Origin of the sequence: Marinobacter alexandrii (genome assembly GCA_039984955.1) — a bacterium.
Lineage (GTDB): Bacteria > Bacteroidota > Bacteroidia > Cytophagales > Cyclobacteriaceae > Ekhidna.
The window spans coordinates 1,787,475-1,802,068 of record JBDWTN010000007.1; the positions used below are offsets into that span (position 1 = coordinate 1,787,475).

Below are 14,594 nucleotides of genomic sequence, written 5' to 3' on the forward strand. Positions count from 1 at the left end.
TAAAATATCGTGTCAAGAAAACGGACAGAATAACAGGTTCAGATAGAACTCCGAGCTTAAATTCCACATGAGTTGATGGGATCTTCCTACAATTGAATGAATGTTCAGTATCAAGCTTTAATTGATACTACCAGTACATAACAAAAAAGGGATGACTACTGTCATTCCCTTTATCACAAGTGATTAGGTATTAATCTCTTACTATCACCCGATAGCTAATAACATTATCTTTTGGACTCTCTCGATCGAAGAACCTTAAGATATAAACACCTTCAGAGAAGCCTGAAACATCTATTCTTATTTGTTCATCAAATCCATTTTTAAGATCGGAAGACCACTTAGTATTTCCTGATAAATCCACAAGCTGAGCAGTCACATCGTTCGACTTAAGATGTCTATAGCTCACATTCAAGAAGTCTCTTGATGGATTGGGATAGATCTGAAGTTCTTTGAAGTAGTCTAGAATCACTCCTAGAGCTTCTTCTATCGTTACTTCAATACCATCTTCGGTAGCAAAGGCAGCAAGCTTAAAGTCTGTATCTCCTATACCTGCTTCGCCTACAATAAACTGTACTTCCGAGTTCTCATCTAATGGAATACCAGGGTATTCTACAAAGAATCTGTAAGTTCCTTCTGGAAGAAAGCCAAACTGGAATTCTCCATTATCATCTGTTTCTCCATAAGCGATCAATACAAACTCATCATCTTGATTTGTTCTTCCCCCTCTTCTTCTCTGTTTCAACCCACACTTACGTTTTTTCGCTCTCCTCCTCGCTTCCGTTCTCGCTCCATCATCTCCAAAGTCTTCTTCAATGGTAACACCCAGGGTACCTTCTCCATCGTCAGCTGTTAGTTCTGGTGGGTCAGCTGTCATTTTAATTATGAGTGTAGCGTTTTCTCTGAGCTCTATTGTATCAGCTTGATCCCACTCGAAAACATCTCCAAAATATGTTGGAATTAAGTCTTGCTTATTGTTGGGTTCAATACCACACAAATAGTTTGCAAGAACGACATCTTCGAATATAAATTCAGCAGAAACATTTCCATTTGTGCTTGCCAATGTATCATATCCAGCTGGTCTTCTAATAGCCTCAAGTAGTGCCCCTGTAAAAGTCTCACCACTTAAGAGTACCTCATCAAAGTCCGTAAGTCTCATCGTAATATCTGCGGTAGCTAATACCGCTTGAGGATCAATATTGATTGTTAAGCCTGGCACCACTGTACTCGATACCTCAGCTCTGAATGTCCCCATATTATCAAAATCAATTTCAACAATCTCAGTAACACTATTTAAAACATTGAAATCTGCAGTTGTTGATATAACCACATCATCCTTATACCAAACAAAAGTGTTTCCAGCTCCATCGATTGATATGTTTAAAACATAGTTCTCTAAGTGAGGAACAATAATTAAATCATCTCTCAAATATGCTGGTCGAATCTCTGGATCAAACTGGATACTTGCTTGAGTTTGATAATCTAAGCTCGAAATTCCCAGCCCTATAAGAGGTTCTAAATCTCCAAATGTTAGGCTATTATTTGAAACATTTAACAAATCAATACTTGTGGAAGCAAAATCTATTAGGCCAGTAATCTCATTGCCAGATAAGTTCATATCTATCAAATTCGAAAGACCTCCATCTGTCAATGCATCACCTGTGAATGGGTTTGGCATATCTCCAACAGAACTTGTTCCATCAAGGTCAACTAAAGAGACTCTCGTTTTACCAGCATCGAATTGGATACCATCCCAATCTCTCAGTCTGGCAGTTTCCCAATTCAATCCTTGTGGATTGATTGCGTCAAATATTTGTACCAATGCCAAGGAATCTGCCAACGTTGGAAGGTCAATTATTGTTTTTAAGGAAGTTGTGTTAGAATTCGCTAAAACTTCATCAGCTGTATTGACTACTCTTACGCGATAGAAATACTCTTGAGAGAAGTCAAGGTTTGTCAAGGTTTCATTGGTAGCTGTAGTCTCAAAGTTTTCGTAACTACTTACGAAAGTGGAAAAATCTGCTACTTCAGAAACATCAAGTTGATAAGTCTGAACATCTAGTCCCTCACTCCAATTGGCTTGAAAAGATGTAGAAGTAATATTTGACGCATTAATTGCAATAGTAGTCTGTGAAATAACAAGCTCATCCACTGTGGCATCTGTACCTACATTACCAGCTGCATCTGTACCAGTAACGATTACATCATATGTTCCATCTGTTAGAGTGGCAATTATCCCAGCAGGCAATGTCCAAGTACCATCACCATTATTTACTGCAGAATAGGAAGCTCCATCTACCTCAACATCAATAGTCGCTGTAGCATCATCTACTGTTCCGGTTAATTGCGGGCTAGTGATTGAAGTGCCGTAAGTATCAACTGTAACCACAGGGGCAGTCACATCACCAGATTGAATAGTAAATTCTCCTCCAGCATCTAAGGAGCCTAATGCATTCGTCTCTTGTACTATTCCTACCTGTTCCTCCAAATCAACAGCCAAGATTCTGAAGGAGTTGTTTGGAGTTGCACCCGCATCTATATCTACAGATGCATATATATATGTCGGAACACCTGGAGAAAGAACTTCACTAAAAAGAAGTGCTACCTGATTTGCGGGAACAGATCCTCCATCAGGAAGCATGTTACCAAACTCAAATGCACCTATCTCCGTTGCGGTAGCGAAATTTTCTTCCGCTGTATTGATCCAAACTTTAACCGGATTCGGAGCGAAATCATCGACCGTATAGTTGGGAGCGTTATCATCCAAACTTAGTATAAACCCTATCGTTTCGACTGGCGCTGATGGGTTCATACTGAAAGCATAAATCAAATTATTTATGGAGCCTATTTCCAGATTCACATCTGGGACAACAACCTGGTCGAATGTAATACCAACAGGGGTAACGACCGCATCGGAACTTACTTCATCAATAAATAGTGGATTAGAACCACTTTCATGTTCAATCCTGATAGGGCCTATAAGTGAAGGATCAAATAGCGAAACTAAATCAAAAGTAAACTCCTGGTAAGTCGGATCTGGATTGATTGTTCCCAATTCGTGAGGAAATGTAGCTCCCCCATCATTAGATGCCAGAACTCTATAACTACCACCAGTATTTTGCCCTTTAAATCTAAAATTAAAACTTGTCGCTTCATTCAAAGATGGGGTTTGTATATAGTTTCCTCCTAGAGGCTCCAATCTCAATGCGTTTCCAGCACCATCAAATGCATCTAAAGCTCCTGCCTCCAATGCATTTACGATTTCCCAAGTTCCCGAGGAAAGAAGAAGAGCCCCCGTTGTAGCAACCCCGGGAAGTGTTCCTTCATCAAAATCTTCAAAGAAAGTATCTGGACCTCCCGGATTAGAAAAGTTTAAGAATGGGCCTTCTACCCAATCCGTGTTTTCATCCATATTGGTAAGTGAACCATCAGGCCCTCCAACCAGGTCTGTGACTGTGATACTTCCAGGACCATTATCTAGTTGGTAATACGCCAAAAGACCCGCTTCATCTCCTATCAACCTTTCGTCTTTTTGTGATGTAATCTGAATATCATCCTTGGCAAAGTTCCAGATTCGTACTTCATCTATTTGACCATCAAGAGGGAAATCGCCATTCTTACTGATACCTAGTCTAAACGCTCCATCGGTACCTTCAGGCACTCGGGGTGCCTCAACTTCAAGCACTCCATCTATATAGGTTCTAATATCCGATCCATCAAACGTAACTGCTAAATGATACCATGTATCTATTGCCAATGTTGTCGTGCCAGTGGTATTCGCGCCTTGATTTGAAGCAAGGTTCTGACCAGAAAAGAACAAGTAAGCTCTACCAGTTCCTGTCCCATCTTCCTGAACAATCAAGTTGTTTGTTCCTGTAAATGCATCTGCTTTTGCCCAAAGTTCCACTGTGAAGTTATCCGTATTGGGATTCAATGGAATGTTTGGCAACTGCACAAAGTCATCCGTTCCATCAAAATCCAAAGCAAAATTTGAAATTGGATCAGATGTTCTAAAACTGATTGGGTTATTTACTTCCGTGTTTGTATTGTATGTATCGAATGTTGGAGGTCCATTTACACTTAAGACAGCTATTTCATAATCTGTGCTACCACTTAAGTTTTCAACGCTTGCATTATTCCCATATCCATTGTAAACCACAAACCATCCGTTATCCAGGTCTGAACCTAAACCATATTGATCAGCCGTTCCATATGAGCCATCTGCTGGAAAAGGAAACGGGTTTCCTAAGCCATCATGCATAAGCACCACTGTTCTGTCTCCTTCGCCACTTGTCCAGCTTATGTCTGCTGTGAACTCGGCCACATTAAATACAGAGATATTAGATGCCTGTGTTATAGGAGCTGTTGGCGTAAAAGAAGTGTTCCCTGAAGTCACGAAGTTTGAGGTCGCTCCAGTGAGTGCAAATCCATTCAATCCTCCATCAAGTGCACTAATTGTCTGATCAAAGATTGCAGTTTCACCGGTGTTGTTACCTCCTGCACTTCCTTGGTTGAAATTATAATGAAGTACAAGATTTCCGGAATTTGAACTCCCTATTAGGTCATCGTTATATAAAAAATTTCTTATTTCATCTTCAGGAAGAGCTATATCCCAGATTCTAACTTCATCAATATCTCCTGTGAAGAAATTATCGTTACCCGTGCCATCCAGGAAGCTACTTCCTACCCGATTGGCAGAAATGCCCGTCGAATAGATGGTGCTTGTCGCAACAACATCGAGTATGCCATCTACATAAATTCTTACTTCATTATCGCCACTCTTATGGGTAACAGCTACGTGATGCCATTCACCATCATTTACATCTACCGTTCCATCTATAAGATCAAAATCTGTAGCTGTTCCCTGATAATGGGTGTATCTGACTTTTCCATCGTGAATACCAAACGCTCCCTCAATTGCATTGTCATTATCTCCAATAACAGTCAATGCTGGATTGCCCTCGTAAACTGAAGAGTTAGCTGCAGAGGTTGTGTTGATCCAGGCTTCATAAGTTAATCCTGAGCTAAGATTTTGTCTTGTGAAGTCAATGAAATCATCCCCATCAAAGTTGAGCGCGTTTTGCACATCTATCTCAGTGACGAAGTTGAGTGTGGTATTATCAATGATTCCTGAATAAGGATTTGCAAAAGGGTCCACTATTGCTGTGCTAGCAATCTGGAGAGCATACGTTTCAAGTTCTTCAAGGTCTGCAGATGGAACTATAGTCAAAAAGCTGGTTCCAAAGCCTGTAATAGAAGCAGAAGGAAGGTTAAAAATTTCGTTCCCAGATCCATCATTCGTATCAAAAAGTGAAAAAGATCCAGAGCCTGCATTGACAGGCTCAGAAAATTCTAGTACAATATTTGTGTTTAAAGCGACACCTGTTGCCTCATCGAGTGGGTTCGAGTTTATAAGAGCAGGGCCAGCACCATCCGCCGGAGTGAAAATCTGACTTCCATTAACTACGCCTAACAAATCTAGTACCGTTGATGATATCACATTAATGTTGGGTATCTGATCGGTATCTGGACTCCCAGACTCATTCAATATCAAGTCCACTCCATTCGCCCCAGTTGGACTTGAGGAAGCAATTGTATATCCTCCAGCCAGCGTAAATTCCGCAGGAACGTCTGAAACAGATGGGCCATCTATGTTTTCAGAGAAGACGATCGAAATAGCATCAATTTGACCATTCTGATCGGTATCGAAAGTTACAGCAGAGGAGACAGCAGGTCCACTACCGTCAGTAGTGCTTGTAAATGACTGATCGGACACCAATGAAGAAATGCCATCACTAAGTCTCGCATTGAATAAAGTTATATCTGGAGTCACATCCGTATCTGGAGTCCCCGACTCTGTGAACGTAACCTCAATCAGGTTATCATCTGCAACACCTCCTGTGGTAGCAAATGAACCACTAAATGCTTCTACAGTCACGGTCGTTGCATCAAAAATGGATGAAGCATCTACAATATTCTCTGAAAGAGTAAGCATCAAAAGACCTATTTGACCATTGTTATCTGCATCAGCTGTAGAAGCTGCAATGATCACTGGGGGGGCATTATCAGTAGGCGTAAAAGCCTGACTTAAGACATTACTATTTCCTAATAAGTCTGTCAGCGTACCAACAAGTAAGGTAATATCAGGTATTTGATCTGTATCAAATCCACCTGATTCATTGAGCGTAAGGTCCACGCCATTCGTCCCATTTAGCGCAGTAGAAGCAATAGTGTATCCTCCACCGAGTGTGAATTCAGGTGCTGGGTCAGTAACTGACGCACCATCGAGATCTTCAGAAAAAAGAATAGAAAGCATATCAATCTGACCATTTTGATCAGTATCTGAGGTCGATGCAGAAATCATAACTGGAGCGAAAACATCTAGATCAAAAGCTGTAGATGTTACCCAGTTGGATGTAGCACCAATAAGTGCAAATGGCCCGGTTAATGTTCCATCATTTCCATTACCAGTAATATCTTGAAGGGTTGTCGCAGACGAATTATCCGAGCCGGCAATTCCTCGATTGAAATCAAGCGAGGCGACCAGACCAGGCCCTACAGACAATGTAGTATAAGCGTCTGATATGATCTGTTCCTGCGTTCGAGCAACATTCCAAACTCTTACTTCATCGATTTGTCCTGGGAAAAATTCTCCTCCTACGCTAAAGCTCCTCCTACCTATTGTAAATGACTCTGCTACTGTGGCATAAGTTCTTATCGAACTTACATCCAGTTCTCCATCGACATAAAGGAATGCTGTACTGCCATCAAATGTAGCAGCAATATGGTGCCATTGACCATCGTTCACTTGTACAGTCCCCACCATATCATTTCCTGATGCCACTACACTGACTTCTCCAGTAGCAGTAACGACTATGCCAAAACGCTGATTTGCCACCAAATCGTTGGAACTCCATCCAGCTACAGCAACATCTGTAGATGAGCTTGTATTGATCCATGCCTCTAGAGTACGGACAGTATTTCCAACTGGAAGCCCGATAGGAGAGGTTGTTTCAACAAAATCATCAGTCCCATCAAAGTTGAGTGCGTTGTTTTGTAGTGGAGCTCCATCTATATAGCCAATGGATCCTGCTACAACAGTTCCATCTTGAGATCCATTTCCACCTGCATTATCAGCTAGATTGTTTTCAAACTCTAAATAAACTTCCAAACCAGCTTCATCCCCAACAAGCTTAGCATCATAGTCTGCATTGATTTGTGTTCCTGTTCTGGCAACATTCCAAATTCTTACTTCATCGATGTAAATATCATCTCCTTCAGTTCCATCGGCTCTTCTCCCAATTCTGACAGGGCCATTATTTGAAACAGGCGAAGTAACATTTACACCAATCAAGGCTGCTGTTGCTCCATCGATGTAGATTTGACCTTCATTTCCAGAAGCAAGCGGGTCATAAACAATAGCTACATGATGCCAGTTTCCTGGTGTTATAACACCAGGTAAAGTACTATTACTTGATTCGGTTGCTCCGTCACCAAACAGGATACTAATACTTCCATCTGTATCTACATATGCATCTAGAGGAGCTGGAAGATTCACATTCGATTGATTAACCAGAGAAGTCAGAGAGGTAATTGTAGGAATGTGAATCCACTGCTCAACTGTGAATCCTGTCCCAGTATTGAGATCGTAAGTCACATTGACTTCATTTCCTGATCCAGAAAGATCTAAAGCATGCTGTGCTGTGCTAGAGAATGAAATAAGAAAAATAAGGGCAATTGATATTGACTTGACTAAGGTGGTAAAATTCATTTTAACTATTATATGGTAGATGACTAAGGCAAATAAGGTTATTTATAAGGCTAATTAAAATCCCCTAAAACAGGTATTTTAAATTGAATTAAGCAACTAAAATAAGTCGACAAAAGCCAATAGTATTTTATTAAATTATTATTTCGATCAATATTCTGAATTCGACTATTAACAGGGTGCAATCAGGATTTTAAATAACCTAATTTTCAGTTTTGAAATGTTATCCGGTTTTTTAATTGGGTATAGCCTTACTTTAATTTGTTGTAAATACACTACCATGAAATTCTTAACAACTGCCGCCTTAGTCCTCATCTCAACAACTGCTTTCTCTCAGTATTCCTTTGAAAGCAAAAAAGCTGAGAAGCTCTACAACAAGTTGGATGATGCCTATCTGGATTATGATTATAGCACTATTCTAGATAATGAAGATCTCGCTAAGGAAACCTTCCTTTCTAAAGAAGATACGATAGCGGCCAATGTTTATAGTTTTTTAGCTGAGGCATACGATTACGAAATTGGTGATTACCAAAAATCACTCGACTTCTACAGTCTTGAACTGGAGCTAAGAAAAAAGATTGATCCAACAGGAGAACGAAAAGATTTGCTTTATAACATGGCAACTCTTCAAACTGAACTCGGTTACTACAATCAAGCTGAAGCGCTACTTGTCCAAATTCAATCAAGGGATGCTGACCTATATGGGAAGAGCAGCGAAGAGTATTTTGACGTTACAAGCTCTTTAATTGAACTATACAATCAAACAGAGAAGTTTGATGAAATTCTATCGATTACAGAAGATTTAAGAAAGCATTTAGAAAAAAATACCGTTGAAGAAGCGGTTACATACAAGTGGATTGGAGATTCCTATACTACGAAAGGATCTTATAGAAAAGCGGAAAGATCCTTTGATAAAGGGCTTGGGATGTTTCAATCAAATGGACTTGAAACCACTTTTGAATATGTATCAACGCTGAATAGTTTGGGCATCTTATTTACCGATGCTGGCAAGTTTCCAGAGGCTGAAGAAGTTTACCAAGAGGCCTTGGGTATTTTGAATAGACTACAAGGTGAAAACGAAGACGCAGTAAGTCGAGTTCAAGAGAATCTTGCACAGGTTTATATAAAACTAGGAGACTACCAAAAGGCCATCGATCTTCAAAAGAATGTCATTACCTATTATGAGGAATACTTTGGTTCAGAGTCTTTGATTACTGGTGTGGCTCGCCTGAATTATGGATTGTTCCTAATCAAAACACGTTCATTCAATGAAGCAGAAAAACAACTCGTACAAGCCATCTCCATATTCGAGGAAGGTGGTGAAGGACAATCGTTGGATGTTGGTCGAGCGCAAAGTTTACTTTCCAACCTCTATGTGAAAACAGGGGCTATTGATAAGGCTATTGAACAAGGCAAAAAGTCAATCGAATCGTATGAATCAGCACTCTCGGATGACAATCCAGAAATAGCTTATCCATATTTCAATTTGGCAAATGCATACCTCGTGTATGATGAAGTGGAGAATGCTGAGAAATTAGCAATGAAAGCTTATGATTTGCGGAGAAAAGGATTAGGCAAAAAGCATCCATTCTTTGCTCAAAGTGCTAACCAGTTGGCTATTGTAAGCTGGAAGAAGGGTAATACGAAAGAAGCTCTATCTTATTACAAGGAAGCTTTCGATAATTATTTTAATCAAATAAACACATTCTTTCCTGTACTAACGGAGGAAGAAAAAACGACTTTCTATTACATAACAGTAAAGCCAGCTTTCGAGCAGTATGTTTCCTTTATTGAAGAAACCTCTCAAGACAATAAGGAGCTATTAGGCGAGATCTATGATTATCAGCTTTCGCTTAAAGGTTTGATTATGTATGCTACATCTAAAGTGAGGGAAAGTATCTTGTCTAGCGGTGATAATACACTTATTCAAATGTTTGAAGACTGGATTAGTCAAAAAGAACAATTAGCTAAGCTCTTTAGCGCTACTGATATTGATATAGCAATTAGAAATCAAAAAATTGATTCTTTAACAAGTACCTCTGACGAATTGGAAGAAGAACTAAGCAAAGCATCACAGGCGTTTGGAGAAAATTTCGCGAACAAATCGCTTAGTTGGAAAGATGTCCAAAATACCTTGAAGCCAGGTGAAGCAGCAGTAGAAATGGTAAGGTATCGTGATTTCACAACTGACTCATCAGGTGTTTTCTCAGACGAGATTCACTATGCTGCCATGATTGTTAGACACGATACGGAAGACTACCCTGAGATGGTCATTCTGAGAAATGGAGAACAAATGGAGAACAAATTCTTAGCTAACTATCGTAACGCCATCAAATACAAGATCTCTGAAAACTACAGTTATAAACTTTTTTGGGAGCCAATAGCAAGAAGACTAGAAGGAATCAATAAGATCTACTTTGCTCCAGATGGAGTTTACAATCAAATCAGTATTTACACACTTCAAAATCCGGAATCTAAGGAATACCTATTGAATGAGATAGACCTTGCACTAGTCACCAATACAAAAGACCTACTAACTGAAAGTGATCCATTTAAGAAAGATGGAAGAAGTGTTTTCTTTGGATACCCACAATATGATATGGGATCTAATGTAAAGAATGATAATGAAGCAGATAACAGAGGAGTTAGAGGTGTTGACAGAGGAATGCGGAGCGGTTCTGGCAAAAGTGAACTTTCTCGGGGAGCATCCATTCCAAGAGGAGTTAGAGGTAATTTAGTTAGATACATGAGATCTTTCAATGGCCTTGCTATGTTACCTGGCACCAAGAAAGAGGTTGAACTTATTGATAGTTTATACAGCGAAAATAATCGTGTAAGAGATGCATATTTCTTAAATGACGCATTGGAAGGGACAGTAAAGAGTGTAAACAATCCTAATATTTTGCATATTGCCACACATGGGTTTTTCCTCGAACAAGATAATGATGATCAAAGCGATCAGTATGTTCAAAATCCTCTTTTAAGATCAGGACTCATCCTAGCGGGGGCTAATAATTTCATACGAACAGGAAATATTGTCTCTGAACAAAATGGTGATGATGGTATTCTCACTGCCTTTGAAGCAATGAATATGAATCTCGATAAAACAGATGTAGTGGTTCTATCTGCCTGTGAAACAGGACTTGGTGAAGTGAAAAATGGCGAAGGAGTTTATGGGCTTCAGAGAGCTTTCCAAATAGCAGGAGCTGATGCTATTATCATGTCCATGTGGACAGTTGATGATGCTGCCACGCAAGAATTGATGACCACATTCTATGAAGAATGGTTATCACACGGAAATAAGCAACAAGCATTTAATGCCGCCCAAAAAAGACTAAAAGAAAAATATAACAAGCCCTACTATTGGGGTGCCTTCGTTATGATTGGCGAATAAGAAGGTTTAGTCGCATGAAAAAGGGGAAGTTATCGCTTCCCCTTTTTCTTTTCCCAGGCTTTTAAGTCAAGTATCAAAATTCCCCTTCCTTTTCCAGCCGGATCTTCCGCATGCGCATACTGAAAAGCCATGTACTTGCCATCATCGCTGATTACTCCATTTGATGCTTTGAACTCAGGGTTATCATTGAAATACGTGATTCGTTCTACCTCTCCAGATTCATCCAACTTCATCTTGTAAAGATCAAGTGTCAAAAATTCTTTCATGCCTTTATATTTTGTCCTGTGCCTGTTACTCTCTACTAAAAGGCTAAGGCCGTTAGGAAATGTTCCTTCAGCTTCGTCATACGTACTCTCACTTTTAGAATAATTTACGAAAGCCTTCTTCTCAATATCGTACCCCAATACTTCTGCCTGAAAGCCAAAGTTTCCACCAAAGGCATAAAAAATGAGTTCACTTTCATTTCCTGGTCTAAAATTTTGCGTTTCTAAATCCCATCCCTTCGCAGGTGTAGGTAGATCTGAGGATTGAAAAAGAGGTTTCCAATTTTTAAGTTTTGGCTTACCTTCTTCGTAAGCTATTTCTCCCTGATAGATTGTTGAGCCCAGAGCCCAAGCAATATTCATTTTGGTACGTGATACCGCAGGGCCTTCTTTACAATGTACTCCCAATGACGTTGGGGCAGATTTAAGGTCTCTTTTCAGTACCCATAATTCTGTATTCCTAGCATCTCTACTTTTCCAGGGATCATCCGAATTGAAGTTTTTTGCTCCTGAAAGAAGAATATCTCCATTTGATAAATAAAGAGCACGCACAAAACCTTCATGGAAAAAATGATGGGTCATTGGTCGGATGTTCCCCGTTGCAATTTCCACCTCGAAAACATCACCAAACGTTTTTTCTATAAAAAGTATTCTTTCACCATCATGTGACCAGTCAGCACGTTCACCAAAGAAAGTGACTTGTTTGATATAATCAGGAAGATCATCAATGGGGGATTTTTTTTCTTGTGAAAATAAGCTCGTACAAGTAGCAACAAAAATGACGATTGAGGTGTATATATGTTTCATGTAAATTGGGTGATAAGCCTCAAAGATAAAATGAAACTTCTCCTTACTATTTTCATCGCTTTTTTGACCTATTCATGTGTTTCTAAAACAGAAGGATCCATAGCAGATTTAGAAGTTGCCATACAGGAATTTAACGACGCATTTGAAAAAGGGGATACCCTGCAGCTTTCCTCAATGATCACTAATAATTATGTGCACACGAACAGCTCCTGGAAGTCTTTTGGGAAAAGTCAATGGATGAAGTACATGAAAGCAAGAAGTAAAAAGCTGCAAAGAGGCGAATTAATTATTCACCAATATATGATGGAAGAAGTATCGATTGAGTCACATGATCAAACTGCTATCGTGACTGCAAAAATCCTATCTTCCGGAGAAGAAGATGGAGTCTCTTTTGAAAAAGCTTTTAGAGTGACGAACCTTTGGGTGTATGATGGAAGCCGCTGGCTTAGAGCGGGCTTCCATGATACTGCAATCAAAAAGCCTACCTCCTGACTAAAGGAAGTAAGACTGCCTGATTCAATTTAACTGGTCTATTGCGTATTCCAGAATCGTGTCTCTTCCGTTCAACCGATCTTCATCAGTAATATCTACCTGAACGTCTGGTGGAATCCCATCCTCAATAATAAATCCATTTGGTAGATAGGTGATTGAATTTGAAAAATTAAAATTCCATCCGTTGGGGAGCTCCCATCCTAAAGGTACTCCTCCACCTCCTCCCGTCGTATCGCCTATTACTATAGTATTCGGAAGTGCTTTGATCATTGCTGTGAAGAAATTGCCGGCACTGTATGTAACTCTATTGGTAAGTAGAACAACTAGCAAATCGAATTTTGGACTATCATTTATATCCAAGTATGCTTCTGTTGGAGTGGTGAAATCCCCTCTTTCCGGCCCATTTTTATAGATAGTGGTATAGATATGAGTCCTCTCTGTTGCTATTCTTCTTGCGAGCCTAAAACCAAACTCCGGATCTCCTCCTTCATTATCTCTGATATCAATAATCAGCCCTTTAAGGCCATTGAATCGTTCCACCATAAAGTCCAGCTCTTTTTCCTCAATCGGTAGTTGGAAACTCGGATAATGAATGTAGCCGACTGAGTCAATCACTCCATTCAACAGATTACCTGTAATTCGAAGGCTCTCGCCCAAGTAATTATTTCTTACATCGTGAAAATGAAAGTTGCGTGGCGCATCCCCAGAATAGTTATAAAATGAAATGTCGAAATCCGTCCTAAGATTTACGTGTGCATCTCTGAGTGTATTCATCATATCTTCTATCACATCAAAAAGCTCTTGGGGTGTTGATTCGCTAGAAACCATTGGTCTATAAACCGCATACACAGAATCCCAATCGACATTCTTATACTCGAAAAACGAGTATCGTTCATCCATTCTATCCCACAAAATATCAAAATTGGTGACAGGGTCATTTGAGGGGTCTTCACCAAAAAAAGGTTCTTCGCAACTAACTAGCAGAACAATAAGCAGATAAACTATTCTTTTCATAACTGTATTTTAAAAGTGGAATAAGAAGGAGAACAAGTAGGTGTGAGTAGCATTGGTAGCCTTTAGCTCACTATCGATATGATAAAAGTCCCACTCATAAGAAAACCGTAAAACATTGCTAGTACTTATCGGGTAGAGTAGAGAAATGGTGGAAGTCACATTTGTGAAAGATGTGATGGACCTCCATTTGCTGTCATCCAATCGTTCTTCTACCCAATCATTCTCTGGATTGACAAAGTCATAAATATTCAGATAACTCGGACGAATTGTGTGGTTGATGATTGGAAGATCTAGCTGCCAACTTACTGTAAGAGGTTTCTTGGAAATTCGAACCTCTCTTTCCAAAACAGAGCTTGCAAACAACCCATTTGTAAACAAGAACGTGATGAAGGCTCCATCTAATTGTGGATTCATGCGCACATTTGAATGAGACCTAATTTTCCCTCCGACATACCATCGGGTAGTTCCATTCCAGAAAGAACGGATGTAATACTGCTGTGCATAAGCCAGGTCGATCCTAAAATACTGGCCTCTTGGATCAATTTCTCGATTATCTCCTCTTGCGCCAATGGTACTATAATTCAGTCCTATGGTTAAATTTCGGAGTGTTTTCTTTTTACGCTTGAATGCTCCCAGTTGGAGATACATGGAGCTTCCATAGTAATTCAGCGGGGACATATGCTCGTCATTTAGCTGTACCGCCATACTCCCTACTCCGAGGGTTAAGTACCTGCTTGTAGGAATATTAAGTACAGAATCACTATCCTGCGCATTTTCCTGGGACCAGCCACTGACGCTGACCAAACTGAGAAGACATAGCTGTCCCAGTCGAATAAAATTTCGATTTAAATTCATGATA

General features: G+C 39.8%; 6 protein-coding genes. 2 read left to right on the top strand and 4 right to left on the bottom strand.

From position 1 onward, the window contains the following. Positions 1-190 precede the first annotated feature (190 nt). Entirely contained in the window at positions 191-7,768 is a 7,578-nt protein-coding gene (locus tag ABJQ32_14220) for a LamG-like jellyroll fold domain-containing protein (protein MEP5290802.1), read from the bottom strand. A gap of 277 nt (positions 7,769-8,045) precedes the next feature. On the opposite strand from ABJQ32_14220, the gene ABJQ32_14225 reads away from it, so the two are divergent. Next, a complete protein-coding gene (locus ABJQ32_14225; GenBank protein ID MEP5290803.1) occupies positions 8,046-11,159 on the top strand; it encodes a CHAT domain-containing tetratricopeptide repeat protein in 3,114 nt (1,037 codons plus the stop codon). Positions 11,160-11,188: 29 nt separating this feature from the next. Here ABJQ32_14225 and ABJQ32_14230 read toward each other — a convergent pair whose 3' ends face one another. Further along, on the bottom strand, positions 11,189-12,229 hold the full coding sequence (locus ABJQ32_14230) for a hypothetical protein (GenBank protein MEP5290804.1): 1,041 nt from the start codon (positions 12,227-12,229) through the stop codon (positions 11,189-11,191). A 30-nt stretch (positions 12,230-12,259) separates the two neighbouring features. Here ABJQ32_14230 and ABJQ32_14235 point away from each other — a divergent pair, with 30 nt between their 5' ends. After that, positions 12,260-12,721, top strand: a complete 462-nt coding sequence (locus tag ABJQ32_14235; protein ID MEP5290805.1) for a nuclear transport factor 2 family protein — start codon at positions 12,260-12,262, stop codon at positions 12,719-12,721. A 24-nt stretch (positions 12,722-12,745) separates the two neighbouring features. Here ABJQ32_14235 and ABJQ32_14240 read toward each other — a convergent pair whose 3' ends face one another. Further along, complete coding sequence (locus tag ABJQ32_14240) at positions 12,746-13,735, bottom strand: S41 family peptidase (protein ID MEP5290806.1); 990 nt, start codon at positions 13,733-13,735, stop codon at positions 12,746-12,748. Positions 13,736-13,744: 9 nt separating this feature from the next. Next, on the bottom strand, positions 13,745-14,590 hold the full coding sequence (locus tag ABJQ32_14245) for a hypothetical protein (protein ID MEP5290807.1): 846 nt from the start codon (positions 14,588-14,590) through the stop codon (positions 13,745-13,747). Positions 14,591-14,594: the final 4 nt, after the last annotated feature.